At 39.6% G+C, this 17656-nt stretch carries 15 protein-coding genes; all 15 read right to left on the bottom strand.

Going from position 1 to position 17656, the window contains the following annotated elements; genetic code table 11:
- Nucleotides 1–230: 230 nt before the first annotated feature.
- Complete coding sequence (gene leuS, locus PLH43_RS09025) at nucleotides 231–2708, bottom strand: leucine--tRNA ligase (RefSeq protein ID WP_324362257.1); 2478 nt, start codon at nucleotides 2706–2708, stop codon at nucleotides 231–233.
- A 116-nt stretch (nucleotides 2709–2824) separates the two neighbouring features.
- Nucleotides 2825–3166 carry a ribosome silencing factor gene (gene rsfS / locus PLH43_RS09020; RefSeq protein ID WP_324362255.1) on the bottom strand — a complete coding sequence of 114 codons (342 nt, stop codon included), beginning with the start codon at nucleotides 3164–3166 and terminating at the stop codon, nucleotides 2825–2827.
- A gap of 140 nt (nucleotides 3167–3306) precedes the next feature.
- Complete coding sequence (locus tag PLH43_RS09015) at nucleotides 3307–3909, bottom strand: LytR C-terminal domain-containing protein (protein WP_324362253.1); 603 nt, start codon at nucleotides 3907–3909, stop codon at nucleotides 3307–3309.
- Between the two features lie 29 nt (nucleotides 3910–3938).
- Nucleotides 3939–4508: a bis(5'-nucleosyl)-tetraphosphatase (symmetrical) YqeK gene (gene yqeK, locus PLH43_RS09010; protein ID WP_324362251.1), complete on the bottom strand. Its 570-nt coding sequence runs from the start codon at nucleotides 4506–4508 to the stop codon at nucleotides 3939–3941.
- 47 nt (nucleotides 4509–4555) lie between these two features.
- Complete coding sequence (gene nadD, locus PLH43_RS09005; protein ID WP_324362249.1) at nucleotides 4556–5176, bottom strand: nicotinate-nucleotide adenylyltransferase; 621 nt, start codon at nucleotides 5174–5176, stop codon at nucleotides 4556–4558.
- Between the two features lie 129 nt (nucleotides 5177–5305).
- Nucleotides 5306–5773, bottom strand: a complete 468-nt coding sequence (locus PLH43_RS09000; protein WP_324362247.1) for a GNAT family N-acetyltransferase — start codon at nucleotides 5771–5773, stop codon at nucleotides 5306–5308.
- 132 nt (nucleotides 5774–5905) lie between these two features.
- Entirely contained in the window at nucleotides 5906–7165 is a 1260-nt protein-coding gene (purD, locus tag PLH43_RS08995; protein ID WP_324362246.1) for a phosphoribosylamine--glycine ligase, read from the bottom strand.
- A gap of 24 nt (nucleotides 7166–7189) precedes the next feature.
- Complete coding sequence (gene purH, locus PLH43_RS08990; protein WP_324362244.1) at nucleotides 7190–8734, bottom strand: bifunctional phosphoribosylaminoimidazolecarboxamide formyltransferase/IMP cyclohydrolase; 1545 nt, start codon at nucleotides 8732–8734, stop codon at nucleotides 7190–7192.
- A 60-nt stretch (nucleotides 8735–8794) separates the two neighbouring features.
- On the bottom strand, nucleotides 8795–9424 hold the full coding sequence (purN, locus tag PLH43_RS08985; protein WP_324362242.1) for a phosphoribosylglycinamide formyltransferase: 630 nt from the start codon (nucleotides 9422–9424) through the stop codon (nucleotides 8795–8797).
- Entirely contained in the window at nucleotides 9418–10440 is a 1023-nt protein-coding gene (purM, locus tag PLH43_RS08980; RefSeq protein ID WP_324362240.1) for a phosphoribosylformylglycinamidine cyclo-ligase, read from the bottom strand. Before purM ends, purN begins: the two co-directional genes overlap by 7 nt.
- Before the next feature lie 62 nt (nucleotides 10441–10502).
- Nucleotides 10503–11969 carry an amidophosphoribosyltransferase gene (gene purF / locus PLH43_RS08975; RefSeq protein ID WP_324362238.1) on the bottom strand — a complete coding sequence of 489 codons (1467 nt, stop codon included), beginning with the start codon at nucleotides 11967–11969 and terminating at the stop codon, nucleotides 10503–10505.
- Nucleotides 11970–12018: 49 nt separating this feature from the next.
- Nucleotides 12019–12540 (bottom strand): 5-(carboxyamino)imidazole ribonucleotide mutase, encoded by a 522-nt coding sequence (gene purE, locus PLH43_RS08970; RefSeq protein ID WP_324362236.1) that lies wholly within the window; start codon nucleotides 12538–12540, stop codon nucleotides 12019–12021.
- A gap of 145 nt (nucleotides 12541–12685) precedes the next feature.
- Nucleotides 12686–14083: an NCS2 family permease gene (locus tag PLH43_RS08965; RefSeq protein ID WP_324362234.1), complete on the bottom strand. Its 1398-nt coding sequence runs from the start codon at nucleotides 14081–14083 to the stop codon at nucleotides 12686–12688.
- Between the two features lie 336 nt (nucleotides 14084–14419).
- Nucleotides 14420–15430 (bottom strand): AEC family transporter, encoded by a 1011-nt coding sequence (locus PLH43_RS08960; RefSeq protein WP_324362232.1) that lies wholly within the window; start codon nucleotides 15428–15430, stop codon nucleotides 14420–14422.
- Nucleotides 15431–15590: 160 nt separating this feature from the next.
- On the bottom strand, nucleotides 15591–17603 hold the full coding sequence (locus PLH43_RS08955) for a PEP/pyruvate-binding domain-containing protein (RefSeq protein ID WP_324362230.1): 2013 nt from the start codon (nucleotides 17601–17603) through the stop codon (nucleotides 15591–15593).
- Between the last annotated feature and the right edge of the window lie 53 nt (nucleotides 17604–17656).

The raw sequence follows: 17656 nt of genomic DNA, 5'->3' as shown, positions 1-17656 counted from the left end.
TCATATTTTGCTCTATTTGTTTATATTTTCTAGCTTTTTGTGGGACAATCATATACTTATTTAAAAAAATCAATACATAAATTAACTACTTTGTTTGATATATTTCCATGTTTTGATTTTACATACACTAAAAAATTTTTATTATAAAAAAAGCTATCCATATGAAGTAGGGAAATCTACTAATCTATCCCTGCTCCAATGGACAGCTCTCCGATTTACTTAATCAAACTTTATTTTACAACAATATTAACCAGCTTGCCCGGAACGGAAATAACCTTTACAACATTTTTTCCAGATATTTCAGCCTTAATCTTCTCACTATTCAAAGCCCTTTCCTCAACCTGCTCTTTAGTGAGATCCGATGGTATTACAATCTTGTCTCTCACCTTTCCGTTTACCTGAAGCACAATCTCAATTTCATCTTTGATAAGAGCAGCCGGGTCAAATTCAGGCCATTTTTGCTCGTGTACACTGCCTTCCTTTCCTATTGATGTCCAGAGCTCTTCAGTCGCATGAGGAATAAAGGGCGCCAGCATTATTATCAATTTTTCTATAGATTCTTTTATAAGAGCTTTATTCTTGCTGTCATCAGCAACTTTATCCTTGTAATAATACAAGGAATTAACCAGCTCCATAATAGCACTAATAGCAGTGTTAAAGTTAAACCTCAAGCTGATATCATCAGTAACACGCTTTATGGTGTTGTTCAGCATGTACCAAAGCTCTTTATCCTCCTTGGTAAATATGGAAGTATCAATCCTTGCACCTTCTTTTGCCGCACCGGCAAACTCATTTACTATTCTCCATACCCTGTTGATAAATCTGTAGCAGCCTTCAACTCCCTGATCGCTCCATTCCAAATCCTTTTCCGGTGGAGATGCAAAGAGTATGAACAACCTCGCTGTGTCGGCACCATATTTTTCGATTATCTCCTCAGGGCTTACAACATTGCCCAGAGATTTTGACATCTTGGCACCGTCTTTCAGCACCATTCCCTGAGTAAGGAGGTTTGTAAAGGGCTCATCATAATCAACATATCCCAAATCATAAAGAACTTTCATAAAGAATCTGGAATACAAAAGGTGCAAAATTGCATGCTCAACACCTCCTATGTATTGATCAACCGGCAACCAATACTTTATTCTCTCCTTGTCAAAAGGAGCTTTATCGTTGCATGGGTCACAATATCTAAGGTAATACCATGAAGAACATACAAAGGTGTCCATAGTATCCAATTCCCTTTTACCCATCTTACCGCATTTCGGACAAGGAGCAGATATGAAGGTCTCACTTGTGGAAAGCGGCGATTCTCCTACTCCAGAGAATTTGATATCTGTCGGAAGAATAACCGGCAAATCCTCTTCGGGAACGGGTACAGCTCCGCAATCATCACAGTAAATTATCGGTATCGGCGCACCCCAGTATCTCTGTCTGGAAATCAGCCAGTCTCTGAGCCTGAAATTAATCTTTCTTTCACCATAGCCCTTTTGTTCAATATAATCAATTATCTTTCCAATAGCCTCATCGCTTCTTACGCCGTTGAACTCTCCGGAATTGACAAGATAACCCACATCCACAAAGGCTTCTGTCATTTGGGCAGGGTCAAGCTCTTGTCCTTCTGGCTGAATTACAACTTTAATCGGCAAATTGTACTTCTTTGCAAACTCAAAGTCTCTCTGGTCATGAGAGGGAACTGCCATAACAACACCGGTTCCGTACTCTGCAAGAACATAGTTGGCAAGGTATAACGGAACTTTGTCACCATTTAACGGATTAATGACATACCTTCCTGTAAATACACCTTCCTTCTCAACATCATTGGAAGTTCTGTCTATTTCATTCAAATACATCATTTTCCCAATAAACTCATTGCATACCTGTTCCTGTTCCGTACCTTTAATCAATTCCTTTACAACAGGATGCTCGGGAGCAATAACCACATAGGTTACACCATATATGGTATCAGGTCTTGTAGTATATATTCTTACTGCCTTGTCCATTCCGTCCACTTTAAAGTCTACTTCGACACCTTCACTTCTGCCAATCCAGTTCTGCTGCATGGTTTTAACCTTGTCAGGCCAACCCTTTAGCTTTTCAATATCGTCCAAAAGTCTTTGAGCATAATCGGTTATCTTAAAGAACCACTGCTCCAAGTCTTTTTTACCAACTACCGATTTACAACGCTCACAAGCTCCGTTTACAACCTGCTCGTTGGCAAGAACCGTTGCACAGGACGGACACCAGTTTACATAGGACTTTTTCTTATACGCCAGACCGTTCTTGTAAAGCTGAAGGAACATCCATTGAGTCCACTTGTAGTAATCGGGATGACAAGTAGCAACCTCTCTGTCCCAATCATAACTGATACCCAGCTCTTTCAGCTGCCTTCTCATATTGTCGATATTGGACCATGTCCAATCATTGGGATGAACCCCCCTCTTAATGGCAGCATTCTCAGCAGGCAAACCAAAGGAATCCCAACCCATGGGATGAAGAACATTAAAGCCGTTCATTTTTTTGAACCTTGCCACAACATCCCCTATGGAATAATTCCTTACATGCCCCATATGAAGATTGCCAGAGGGATAAGGAAACATCTCGAGCACATAATACTTCTTTTTACCTTCGTCTTCCTTGGCAGAAAAAGATTTGTCATCTAACCATTTTTTCTGCCACTTCTTTTCAATATCCTTGAAATTATAATGCATAAAACACCCTCCAGATCCAAATAACAATCAATGAATTATATCAAAACTCCAAAAAATATCCCCTTAATGGAGTCCTTTTGCATCTATTTATAAAAAATACAGATGGATTTTTCCCCTTACTGCCTGTGCTTCATTACTCCATCAGCCCACAGCCTTTCAAGGTTGTAGAATCCCCTGTCCTCTTCATGGAAAATGTGAAGTACCACATCTCCATAATCCAGTAATATCCACCTTGCACTGTTATAGCCTTCCTTGTGCAGAAGCTCTACACCGGCCTCCTGCATTTTTTCTTCCACTTCATCAGCAAGAGTCTTAATGTGCGTTGTGGATGTACCGCTGCATATTATAAAATAATCTGCAAGAACCGATATGTCTCTAATATCAATAGTGTTTAAATCCTTGGCCTTCTTTTCCTCCAATATGCCAACAATCTTTTCGGCCATTTCTTTAGATCCCAATAAACCTCCATCCTTTCATAAATTATTAATATATTTTTTACATATATATTATTTACTTAATATATCCAATTAAATCAACTTTACATGTCTAAAATTATAACACTAAAACAATAGTTTTGTGAATAAAAACTTAAGAAAAATCAAGGTTCATAGTCATCTCCAAGTATTATTATAAAATCAAATCGCGAACCGGGGTCAACTTCTTTTTTTATTCTCTTTATATTCAACAGACTTTTTAATTCCTCTCCCGATACATTTTCTTTTTTTTCAATAATTGCAGAGCTAACATATTTTAAAGAGCTTCCGTTGCCGGAACTTACTACAAATCCATAATTCTCAAGGGTTGTCCTGACTTCTTCCGAAAGCTTTTTTCGTCCGGTATAGTTTATCACCTGTATGCTTGCACCTGTTTGCTGAATAACAACCGATGTTTCCAAGGCAACTTGAGTTTCACGAGGATTATTCGTACTCAATTCCTCCGGTAAAGTATCAACAGGCTCTGTACTCGGACTAATCGCTAAAGTGTTTGTCAGGGTTGGGGTTGGAGTGGGAGTGCTGCTTATGGCAGATGTAGGCTCCGTTTTTAGGATTTTTGCCATTAATGTATGAAAATTATTGCTGCTATCTTCGGCGTTTCTTTGAAAGTAGAAATACCCGCCTGCTATTAGAAGCAAAACCAGCATCATACCAAACAGCCCAAAACCTCTATTTCTTTTTTTCCTTCTCAATTTTTTCTTTGCCATAAATAATCAATCTCCCATGCGTCAGAAATCTAGCGCATATTTTCCTTGATTATAAAATTCCGTGCAAAAATTGTGTCCGGATGAATAAACACTCCTTTGTCCATTACATACCTTATTGTGTTATCCAAAGAAACAAGTATGGACCTGTCCAAATCACGATAAGCCAGCTCCCTTACCTCATCCACCCCCGGAAATTTTCTTCCGGGTTCAATATAGTCTGCAATAAAAATTATTTTGTCCAGCAAAGTCATATTCTCTCTGCCGGTAGTATGACATTCAATAGCACTTAATATATCTTTATCTTCAACTCCATAATCTCTGGCCGCCACCACCGCGCCTATAGGTCCGTGCAAAAGCTCCGGCTGCGCCAAAGTAATATAGTCCACATTTATATGGTACTTTTCGCACAAATCAAATACAGCCTGTCCCTTTATTTCTCTTGCACAATCGTGCAAAAGCCCTGCTATGGCCGCTTTTTCCCTATCCTCACCATGTCTTTCTGCAAGGCTTGCTGCCGTATCCATAACCCCCAGTGAATGCTTAAATCTTTTAGAAGAAAGAACTTCTTCAAGCTTTCCTTTCATTTCATTTATCGTCATTGCTGCTAACCTCTGTATCAAAATATTAAAACATTCTTTATCCTAAACTATTTAAGATACAATCCTTCTCTTTTTATATAGTTTTCCACCGCGTCGGGTACCAGGTATTTTATGGATTTACCTTCCTTTACCCTGTTTCTAATCATTGTAGAAGATATTTCAATCAAAGGTATTTGTGCCGCCAGTATACTTGCAGAGAATGTATCCTCAAGATACTTTATCCGATCATTAAATCCCTCTATGTCAGACCCCGGCCTTAAAGCCGCAATAAACCTGCAGATTTTAAATACCTTCTCGTAATCCTTCCATGTAAGCAAATCATATAAAACATCCGCACCAATTATGTAATACAAAGTAGCAATTCCTTTGTACTGCTCATTTAAAACTCCCAAGGTATCTATTGTATAAGTATACCCTTCCCTGTCAACCTCAATCCGTGATACTTCAAAATGGGAATTGCCCTTTAATGCCTCACATACCATATTATACCGGTGATATGCATCGGTTACCGTCTGTTCTTTTTTATGGGGAGGATTGCCCGAAGGAATAAAAAGCACCTTGTCAAGCTCAAAAGCTCCCCTTATTATTTCCGCCATTATCAAATGACCGTTGTGAATGGGGTCAAAAGTTCCTCCAAGTATACCTATTTTCTTAACATTCTCTTCCATAAACATTTCCTTCACTAAAAAAATCAGCTACAGTAAAGTGAAAATCTTTTTCAAACAATTATTATAGCACACAATCGTCATCTTTAAAATAAATAAATCCATATTAATCCATACAATTAAAAAGTTCAACTAAAGTGATTTATTATCCTTCTTCAAAAAAACCATACATACCCCATCAACATCTTTGACACTCGTTTCAACATACCCTAATTTTTTATATAAAGCTATTGAATTTTTGCTGTTATATCCGGTAAAAATTTCATACCTTGAACAGTCATTAAATCTGTTTTCTATTTCCTTCATTAAAGCTTTTCCAATACCCCTGTTTTGAAAATCCGGGTGAACGATCAGCCTTCCTATGTGACAAACGCTGTCACTATCCAAATGAGCCCGTACAGAACCAATAATCTTCCCATCCAATATATATTTCAGAAACAGCCTTTTTTCATATTCCTCGGTGATATTTTCCAAAGTCTGTGTCATAGGAGAAATATTAAAATTGTCTTCCTCCATTGCCACTCTTTCAAAGGCTTTCTTCTGCAAATTCAGTATATCCGGCAAATCTTCCATTAATGCTTCAGTAATAAAGCCTTCCATTTTCCATCCTCCTTTTGTCAAAATGGCAAACCTATATCTTCAATTTGGTTTAACAAGTCAAAAAATACTCTATAAATTATTTTCAATTGTGTACACTTCCCTAAAAATAAAGCAAGAGAGCATTATGCTCTCCTACTTTATTCCTATATCTTTTCGATAGTGCATATCCTGGAACTGAATTTTTGAAACTCCCTCGTAAGCCTTCTTTATTGCCTCATCCAAAGTGCTTTCCATAGCCGTGACTCCCAGCACACGTCCTCCTGCAGTATAGTATTTACCGTCTTCACGCTTTGTGCCTGCATGGAAAACCACAATGTTTGAATCCTTTTCGGCATCTTCAATACCCGATATCTCATAGCCGGTTTTATACTCTTTAGGGTATCCCCCCGAAGCCATGATTACACATACACAGGCACTGTCATTCCAACTAATTTCAATTTCATCCAATCTCTCATCAATAATTGCATCAAATATATCAATTATATCGGTATTAAGCCTTGGAAGCACCACCTGGGTTTCCGGGTCTCCGAATCTTGCATTATACTCCAATACCTTCGGGCCGTCCTTTGTTATAATTAGACCGAAATACAATACCCCTTTAAACTTCCTGCCTTCCTTTCCCATGGCCTCAATCGTAGGCTTATAGATTTTCTCCATGCAGTACTTGTCTATTTCCTCTGTATATATTCTGCTTGGTGAAAACGTTCCCATACCTCCGGTATTAAGCCCTTGGTCATTGTCCAAAGCTCTCTTGTGGTCTTGGGAGGAAACCATGGTCTTTACAGTTTTTCCGTCAGTAAAGGCCAGCATTGACACCTCTTGACCTACCAAAAACTCTTCAATTACCACTTTGCTTCCGGCCTCACCGAAAACCTTGTCCTCCATTATGCTTTCAACCGCTTGCTTTGCCTCGTCGAAATTCTGTGCAATTATTACGCCCTTGCCTAAAGCCAGTCCATCCGCTTTCACAACCAACGGATACTCCTGATTTTGCAAATAATTTATGGCATCGGAACTGTTTTCAAAAACCTCATAATTCGCAGTAGGTATATTGTACTTTTTCATAAGGTTTTTCGCAAAAGCCTTGCTGCTTTCAATTATAGCTGCCGCCTTTCTTGGTCCGAAGGCTCTAATTCCCGCTTCCTCAAGGGCATCAACCATTCCGGCTGCCAGAGGGTCATCCGGCGCTACCACTACCATGTCAATTTCCTTTTCTTTCGAAAAGTTTACAATTCCCTCTATATCCATTGCCTTTATCGGCACACACTCGGCTATTGCAGAAATGCCACCGTTGCCGGGAGCGCAATACACTTTTTCCACTCTAGGACTTTGAACGATTTTCCATACCAGTGTATGCTCACGTCCGCCGCTTCCTACAACTAATACCTTCATCTTATTCCTCCTTAAGTATAGTCATTAATGCTTAAAGTGTCTCATTCCTGTAAACACCATTGCGATGCCGTATTTGTTGCATGCATCAATGGATTCCTGGTCTCTTATCGAACCTCCGGGCTGGATAATTGCAGTAATGCCTGCAGCAGCTGCCGCCTCAACACAGTCGGCAAACGGGAAGAAGGCATCCGATGCAAGAACTGCTCCTTTTGTCCTCTCTCCGCCATATTCAATGGCAATCTTGCAGGCTGTAACTCTGTTGGTTTGACCAGGTCCTACACCAATGGTTTGCTTGCCCTTTGCCAGTGCAATACCGTTGGACTTGGTATGCTTTACAACCTTCATTGCAAAAATGAGATCTTCCATTTCCTCCTGGGTAGGCTTCTTTTCAGTAACACATTTCAAATCATCCATGTTAAGAAGTTCACTGTTGTAATTCTGTACCAACAAGCCTCCTGCCACCTTCTTCATGTCATAGGTTCCTTCCGGAAGCTTTTCAGAAATGCTTTCAAGCTGAAGAAGTCTTATATTTTTCTTTTGAGTAAGAACATTTAATGCTCCTTCGGTAAAGGATGGTGCAATAACTATTTCAACAAAAATCTTGTTTATTTCCTCTGCTGTTTTTTGATCTATTTCCCTGTTGGCCGCAATGATACCGCCAAATATTGATACAGGGTCAGCCTCATATGCCTTTACATATGCATCAAAAATATTTGAAGCACTTGCCACACCGCATGGATTTGCGTGTTTTACTGCAACCACAGTCGGTTCGTCAAATTCCTTTATGATTTCTATGGCACCATTTGCGTCATTTATATTGTTATAGGAAAGTTCCTTTCCGTGCAGCTGTTTTGCAGAAGTTATGCAGCCAACATTTGCTCCCACTTCTTTATAGAATACTGCTTTTTGATGGGGGTTTTCGCCATATCTCATATCCTGAACCTTTTCAAAAGTCAAAGAAAGGGTTTCTGGGAATACTTCCTCTCCAATCTTGTCCCTCAGATACTTTGCAATTAAAGTATCATAATGGCTTGTATGCTCAAACACCTTATATGCCAGCTTAAACTTGGTTTTTAAAGAAATATCCTTTGAAGTCTTAAGCTCTTCTAAAACAGCGTTGTAATCTGCTGGGTCCACAATCACAGCAACGTCCTGATAATTCTTTGCTGCAGCCCTTATCATTGTAGGTCCGCCTATGTCAATATTCTCAATTGCTTCTTCGAGCTCAATGTTTTCTTTTAATATCGTCTGCTTGAACGGATAGAGATTGATTATTACCATGTCAATTGTTTCAATATTAAGCTCCTTTAGCTGTCTCATATGCTCCTCATTGCTTCTCATTGCAAGAATTCCTGCATGAACATTGGGATGAAGGGTTTTTACTCTTCCGTCAAGACATTCCGGAAAACCGGTAACATCCGATATATTTATTACCTTTATCCCGGCATCACTCAGAGTCTTTGCAGTTCCCCCGGTGGAGATAATCTCAACACCCATATTTTGAAGTTCACGAGCCATTTCAACAATTCCCGTCTTGTCGGATACACTTATTAGCGCACGCTTTATCACAATATCACTCCCTTTTTAGTTTATAACAAAAGTAGAATTTGCATTAGCTTACCGATTGATTTACTTGTCCTTAATCCTTACCTTTCTTCCTTCAACCACAAGCTTTTCTTCGGCAAAAAGCTTGATTGCCTCGGGGAGAATTTCCCACTCGGCCTCCTCCATTACTCTCTTTTGAAGAGTCTCGGGGGTATCATCGTCGTTTATGTACACAGCCTTCTGCAAAATAATCGGTCCGCTGTCGGCTTCAAGCTCGACAAAATGAACGGTGGCCCCAGTCACCTTGACACCGTATTCCAGTGCTTTCTGGTGGGGGATTATACCGTAATAGCCTTTTCCACAAAAAGCGGGTATCAAAGAAGGATGAATATTAATTATCTTGTTCTCAAACCGCTTTACAAAGTTTTCTCCCAGTATGGACAAAAATCCCGCCATAACAACAAGATCTACTTCGCAGCGTTCAAAATGTTCTATCAGCGCCTCCCCGTACTCATGTACCGAAGCATAATCCTTTCTTGCGATGCAAACTGCCGGAATGTTGTGTTTTTTTGCTCTTTCCAAGGCATATACATTGGGTTTGCTCGACACAACTGTAACAATCGAGCAATTCTTTATATAGCCGCTTTCAATTTTATCAATTATGGCCTGCAGATTGGTTCCTCCTCCGGAAACCAACACACCTATTCTTAACATAACTCAAGCCCCGCCTTATCCGATACAATTTCTCCAATAATGTAAGCTTGCTCTTTGTCTTTGTTCAAATATTCCACAACACTATTTGCAATTTCGGCATCCACAGCAATTGTCATACCTATTCCCATATTGAAGGTATTGTACATATCCATTTCATCAATGTTGCCAAGGTCCTTTAAGAGAGTAAATATGGGAAGCACAGGCCAAGTACCTCTAAATATCTTGACTCCCAGACCCTGCGGCAGCATTCTTGGTATGTTCTCAATAAATCCTCCGCCTGTAATATGGGATATTCCTTTAATCTCAAACTTTTCTTTTAAATCCAATACTGTCTTGACATATAATCTTGTAGGCTTTATAATCTCTTCACCTATAGTGGTTCCAAGTATCTTGACCTCTTCCGAAAGCTTCTTGGAATTAGGTGCTAAAACTTTCCTTACAAGAGAATATCCATTGCTGTGAATACCTGATGATGCAAGCCCTATTAGTTTGTCGCCCTGCTTAATTTTTTTACCGTCTATAATCTTGTTTTTATCAACTATTCCAACAGCAAATCCAGCCAAATCATATTCATCCTCAGGATAAAATCCGGGCATTTCTGCCGTCTCTCCACCTATTAACGCGCATCCTGCCTCAACACAGCCATCGGCTATACCTTTGACAATTTCAGCAACTTTTTCGGGACGGTTTTTACCGAGGGCAATATAGTCGAGGAAAAACAACGGCTCTGCGCCACTGCACACAATATCATTTACGCACATCGCCACACAGTCAATGCCAACGGTATCATGCTTGTCCATCAAGAAAGCTATTTTCAGTTTTGTCCCTACTCCATCAGTACCCGATACTAAAACAGGTTCCGAATACTTATCTTTGTTTAAGCCAAATAATCCGCCAAATCCGCCTATATCGGTAAGCACTTCAGGCCTGAATGTCCTCTTTACGTCATTTCTCATAAGCCTGACCGCTTCATAACCTGCTTCAACATCAACACCCGCATCTTTATACGTAGTCATCAAAGTACCTCCTAATTACAAATAAAATAAATTATATAATAAATTTTAGCAATTAACAAATATTATCCGCAACTATACTTATTAGCATCTTCTGGTACTTCCATAGGATATTTGCCGGTAAAGCATCCAGTGCAAAAACCGCATTTAGCTCCGACAGGTGTTTTTAAGAGTCCTTCAAGACTCAAATATCCGAGACTGTCCGCACCTGTCATCTCTCTGATCTCCTCTACAGAACATTCTGCAGCTATAAGCTGGGATCTGCTTGATGTATCAACTCCAAAGAAACACGGATACATATAAGGCGGAGAGCTAATCCTCATATGAACTTCTTTTGCACCGGCCTCTCTCAAAAGCTGCACAAGTCTCTTGCTGGTAGTACCTCTGACTATTGAGTCATCTATCATGACAACTCTTTTCCCGTCAACAGCTTCCTTCAAAGCATTGAGCTTAATTCTTACGCCGTTTTCCCTTTGTCCCTGCTCCGGTTGAATAAAGGTTCTTCCGATATACTTGTTTTTAATAAGTCCCAAATCATAAGGTATTCCCGACTCCATGGAATAACCCAATGCCGCGGATATTCCCGAATCCGGAACTCCAAAAACAAGGTCCGCTTCTACAGGATGCTCCTGGGCAAGCCTTCTTCCGGCCTCAATTCTTGCCCTGTGAACACTCACTCCGTCAATGTAGCTGTCCGGCCTTGCAAAATAAATATACTCAAAAATGCAAAGTGCCGTCTTTTCAGCAGCTTCAGTCTGTATTGAAGTCAAGCCGCTTTCTTCAATGACAACAATCTCTCCGGGATTTACATCTCTTATATATTCAGCACCTATTGCATCAAGAGCGCAAGTCTCTGAAGAAAGAATATAGGAATCTTCAATACGGCCAAGGCAAAGAGGTCTTATACCGTGAGGGTCTCTGATACCGATAAGTTTGTTTGGCGTGAGAATAACCAGTGAATAGGCACCGTTTATCTCTTTCATCACCTTTATAATTGCCTCTTCAATATTGTTGGTGGTCAGCCTGAACCTTGAAATCAAATTCAAAATTACCTCGGAATCTATGGTAGACTGAAATATTATACCTTCTTCCTCCAGTTTTTCTCTTATCTTTGCTGCATTAACGAGATTGCCGTTATGTGCCATAGCCATTTGTCCGCTCTTGTATTTTATAACCATAGGCTGGGAGTTTTCCCTGCTGCTGGCACCGGTAGTTGAATATCTCACGTGCCCTATTGCGATCTTACCTTTGAGACCGTTTAGAATTTTTTCATTGAAAATCTCAGGAACAAGCCCCATGTCCTTATGGAAAAGAAGTTTTTCCCCATCGTTCACAGCAATTCCCGCACTTTCCTGTCCTCTGTGCTGAAGCGCATACAGGGCATAATAAGTCAGGCGTGCAGTATCCAAATTACCTTTGCTGTAAATACCGAAAACTCCACATTCTTCTTTTGGCTTGTCAAATCCGAATTCATCTTTCTTTAATAAATTGTGCACGCAATTAAAATGCTTTCCCCTTTTCATGTCAAACATAGCTTTACTCCTTATATAGATTTAGTAAAATTTAATGAAGTATGAGTTATTAAAGTTCTTTTATCTTTTCTTGAAGAGCTTCGTTTTTCTCTTCAACTTTCTTTGCAAGCTGCTTTTTATATTCCTTCATCTTTTCCCTGAGCTCCGTATAAGCAGTTGACAATATCTGAACCGCAAGAAGTGCTGCATTTTCAGCTCCGTCAATAGCAACTGTGGCAACCGGAATTCCTGAAGGCATCTGAACTATAGACAGTAATGAATCAAGACCGTCTAATGTAGATGACTTAATGGGTACCCCGATAACCGGCAGGGGCGTGAATGCTGCCAAAACTCCCGGCAAATGAGCTGCCTTTCCGGCACCAGCTATTATAACGTCAAAACCGTTCTCTTCCGCACCCTTGGCAAATTCCGCCGCTTTGTCAGGTGTCCTGTGGGCCGAGCAAACTATTGCCGAAACCTCTACATCAAACTCTTTTAAAACCTTGATGCAGCCCTTTAAAACTGAAAAGTCAGAATCGCTTCCCATTACGAGAGCAACTTTTGGTTTTTTTTCAACATTTGTCATAGCCATAGTTCAACCTCCATGAAAATTTTATATTATATTTGTTATATTGTTAATTTATATATTCTTACATAATTATCGCGCCCCAAAATTAGCCACCAGAAAATATAAAAGTCTGATCCAATTAGTTGGACCAAACTTTTATATTAAGTATTTAGAAGCCTATAGCTCCAAGTATAAAATTCAATATGAACAGAAGTACTACTATATAAAGTACCGGATGTACTTCTTTTGCTTTACCCTTCACAATTTTTGTTATTACATAGAATGTGAAACCTGCAGCTACACCATTTGAAATACTGTAGCTAAAAGGCATTATAACAACTGTGAAGAATGCTGAAACTGCCTCTTCAAACTCTTCCCAATTTATCTTCGCAAGGGATTCCATCATTAAAATACCTACCACAATAAGTGCAGGAGCAGTTGCAGCAGCTGTAACCATACCTGCAATCGGTGACAAGAACAGCGCCAAGAAGAAGAACAATGCAGTGAAAACTGATGTAAGACCGGTTCTACCGCCTACGCTTATTCCTGCAGCACTTTCAACATAGGTGGTGGTATTACTTGTACCCAAAAGCGCTCCTATGGATGTGGCTGTTGAATCTGCAAACAAAGCCTTGTCCAGTCTTGACTTGAAACCTTTTCCCGAATGAAGAGCTTTTTCGTCCTCTTCGTCAAAAATTCCTGTTTTTCTACCGGTTCCAAGAAATGTTCCTATTGTATCGAAGGTATCCGATAGGCTGAAGGCAAGTATCGTTGCCAAAACTGTCGGTATCTTGCTTGGGTCACTAAAGAGCCCTGCTATATCAAGCTTTAAGAAAGTTTTTGACAACGATGGAGGTAAAAAGCTTGATGCTGTTAGTTCCGGAACAGGTGTAATACCCATAAACAATCCGATAAAGGTTGTCGCCAAAATTCCCCAAAGTATTGCTCCCCTGACCTTTAAGAGCATTAAAACAACTGTAATTACAAGTCCGATTAATGCCAATTGAGTCACCGGGTCGGTAAAGTTGGCAAGAGCGGGAACTATATCCCCTGAAACTGCATTTCCATTGGGCAGTGTGGTATAAGTACCGCTGCTAAATGTGAAATCCAGTAAATGTGCCTGTTTAATTCCTATGTATGTTATAAACAGGCCTATTCCACCGCTTATCGCATACTGGAGCGATTGCGGTATTGCTGCTATCAGCATCTTTCTGACACTGGTAACAGTAATTAGTATGTTTATTAATCCGCAAATAAAAACTAATGCCAAAGCTTGCTGCCAAGTAAATCCCTGTCCTAGAACCACGGTGTACGCAAAGAATGCATTTAGCCCCATACCCGGAGCCTGAGCGTATGGCACGTTTGCCACCAATCCCATTATCAATGTACCGATTATGGCTGCAAGGATTGTTGCGACAAATACTGCGCCCTTATCCATCCCCGAAGCTTCCAAGGTATTGGGATTGACGAAAATAACGTATGCCATCGTCACGAAAGTAGTTAAACCGGCTAGAAATTCTGTCCTCACATTTGTGCCGTTTTCCTTAAGCTTAAAAAATTTCTCCATAAGCCCCCTCCTTCATCCTTTCGGATTTATAAAAGTTTGAAATAAAAATGGGCTGGCAGGACCAACCCTTAAAAACGATACAACAAAACGATGCCATTAACCGCCAAAACTTCCGCTTCTAATATTGAAACTCCTGCGAAAATGCAATTTTAAGTCAATATATAAACACATGATGTTTAAGCAAAGTTTCAGTTCAAATCTAACCTACATTTCACATAAATAATACTATCAAAACAAAGTGCAGGTTGTCAATGAAAGTTGCGAAAAAATACGAACATTATTTTGAGTTTTTGAGGTTAATATTCGTTTTTTATTAAATTATAAGTTTACATATATCTATCCGGCCAAAGTCAACAAATAAACCACAAAGGGCATAGTTACAATTCCCAATATTGTAGTGATAAAAACGTTTTCGGTGGCCAATCTATAGTCCGAACCGTACTGCTCCGCCAAAGCCGGAACAATTGTAGCACACGGCATCGAAAGCTGCAGAATAATTACCGATTTTACGAGAGGATCTACAAAGTCTACAAAAGAAAGCAAAAATAATGCAACGCACGGAATTAAAATAAGCTTGAACAAGGATAAAATAAATATGGGGTATCTCTTTAACAAATCCTTTCCGCTGCTGATTTTCGTCTCTGACAATATCAAACCTATAAACAGCATCGATAAAGGAACTGTAGCTTCTCCTATTGGAGTAAACGCACTGGATACAAACCCGCCAATATTATAAATGAATGGGATACTGTCTATAAAGTCCTTGAAATTCGACTTTATCAGCATGATAACAAGACCGCTTGCAAAGGCGATGGTATTGGCATTTATAAGGTGCTTTAGATTATCCTTCACACTCACCTTGTTATGCCTGTTTACAAGGAAAATGCCCAAGGTCCACAAAATAGCGTCATTTGCCAGGTTGTAAAATACTGCATAGATTAAAATACCGTCTCCATAAAGGGATCTTAAAAGAGGAAAGGCCAAATAAATTACGTTTCCGAACATAAAATGCATTTTAAACACGTTCTCCGCTGCACCTTTAAGCCCCAATATCTTACCTGTAAAATGCCCCACAACAAAGGATAACATTATAAATACTGCTCCGAGCAGGAATATCAACATTCCGTTTATCAAAATGTCTCTAGAGAAATTACGTCCCGCCAGAGTTATAAAAATCAGGAGTGGTGCCGTAAGCTTTATAACTGTCCTTGAAAGCACTGATCCCGAATTGTCGGGAAGATAACGGGTCTTTCCGGCAATAAATCCTATAAGTCCCATAATTACCAAAATAGAAATTTGATTGACTAAAATCTGTATTTGCTCTGTAAGGCTTTGAATTTCAACCATTTTTATGACTCCTACCGAATATTATCAAACCGCATTGAGATACTCTATCTTGGAGTATCTTCATATATCGACGTTTTTTTCAGCAGTTTGACCGACTGATATAATACCACATTAGTAGGAGCATTTCAACAATTATATGCGATAGATTGCTTATCAGCAATTAAGAGCTTATACCACAAATTACAGTCCGTTTCTTAAAATCAGCATAAAGATTTAATGATTTAGAAGCATCAAATTCATACACTTTGATAATATCTGCAAAGCTTTCGGAATCAGGAACAACGTCCTGTAAAACTGAAGCCTCACTTTTGAAAAACTCTTTGTTGAAAATTTCCGTACCGCTTTGTTCTGTGCCCATTACTGCCACATAAAACATTTCTGTTTCAACTATATCCTGAAACATATGACTGCCGTAAGACAACTCAGGAACAAACCCAATTTCAGTATCCGCATATTCGCATAAAATTTTAAAATTGGATATATCCGAAAACACAACCGGAACACCTAATTCTGGCGATGAAGTGCCAATTCGTCCCGGACTTACAAGCATCAGTTTCTTATTCTTTCCCTCATAATATTTGTTAATCTTCGATACTATACTGCATATTGAACTTTTCTGATTATATGGATATCCATGATATTTTTTAGAATCAATCCACACAACTACATCAACGTCTATCTTTGCAGAATTTCCCATAAAGGTTTGATTGACTTTAAACAGCGTTTTGTCTTCATCAATATTTGGAATCTCCCGGCTGGCCGCGCTATGCCATACAGACATGGGCCTGCACTGAAGAATATTTACTGTAAATGCCCCGTCTTTTCTAAAATTAATTGTGTATTCCATGTCCACAGGGTTTCCGTAATGCTCCTCAAAAGTGGATAGAATATCTTTCATCATCTTCATAAGCTCTTTTTTCTTCACAATCCCATCACACGATACAAAAAGAACATCCCTCCGCTGCCCTCTTTCAAAAAACATTCTCTCCGTATCATAATCGTGCTCGCATATTAATCTCAAATACCATTCCGGAAGCTCCCAAATCAAATTATTTACGGAAACATCCCTTACCTCATTTTTTTGTAAATCGATAACATCTATTTTTCGCTGTGAAAAACGATGCTTGTCGCTTGCTCTGGTTAAGGTAGTACTTTCGGGGTTATCCAGATTTACCAGTCTGGGATAATCGATACCTGTCCTATCAACTGCCTTTGTACCAAGGCCCGCAACCAAGCGCAGCAGCCCTGCATCTGCACTGAGTTCATCACTCCAGCGGTACACGCTGTAAGAAAAACCTACTCCTGCAGCACAAGGCATATAATATTTATCAAATTTCGTTCCGCTGACACGCTGCACTAAAATAGCCATTTGCTCATCCATTTTATCCAATCCCCGCTGTCTGCGATATTCCAAAGCGGACCTGTCCATTGTGCTTGCATATACCCTGCGCACTGCATTTTCAAATTGCAACAGTCTTTCTTCCGGGCTGCAAGCATTTACACAGAAAACCGACTCGTATTTTCCAGCAAAAGCATTTCCAAATCCGTCTTCAAGGAAACTACTTGAGCGCACAATAATCGGAATTTGCCCGAAATAGTCCAGCATTCTTCTGAATTGAGCCCGGATTGGCTCGGAAAATTTACCGTTTAATATCGCATTTTTCAATTCCTCTGCCTTTTCAAAGTAATACTCGTCGCTACGCTGTAAAATACGTAATTTCCATAGTTTGTTTTCCACAATATATGAATAAAAAATATCGGTACCGATATAATAGGAATCCTGAGGCTCTAAGCACTTTATATACTGGGGCAAGTAGTTTGCAACCATTTTCCTTGCCAAAAGCATACCGCAGGCCTTCCCTCCAATTGTCCCGGTCCCGATCATTCTTTCCTTGATATAGAAGTAGTCCTCAGGACTGAATTCTTTTCTTATCAGATCAGCCATTTTATGATCATGGGTCATCATACTCCGGGTTATTTTATTAAGAGTCCAGTCTGTAATTTCTCCCCTATAATATGATTCCTTGGCCTCTCTGAAAAACCTGTCATAGCTGTCAATATTCTGTTCAGCATGCTCCTTTTGTTCGTTATGAATGAGGTTGTAGTAATCAGATAAGTCCACGCTATTAGTGAGGGGTTCCAACTGGTTGTCGTCGTTAAATCTATAAGGCATGTATAATGCCCCCCATTGTCAAGACAATTTTTCAGCTTTTCTAAGTTAGATTC

Source organism: Acetivibrio sp., from assembly GCF_035371925.1.
Classification (GTDB): Bacteria; Bacillota; Clostridia; order Acetivibrionales; family Acetivibrionaceae; genus Hungateiclostridium.
This window is presented reverse-complemented; position numbering and strand designations above follow the sequence as displayed.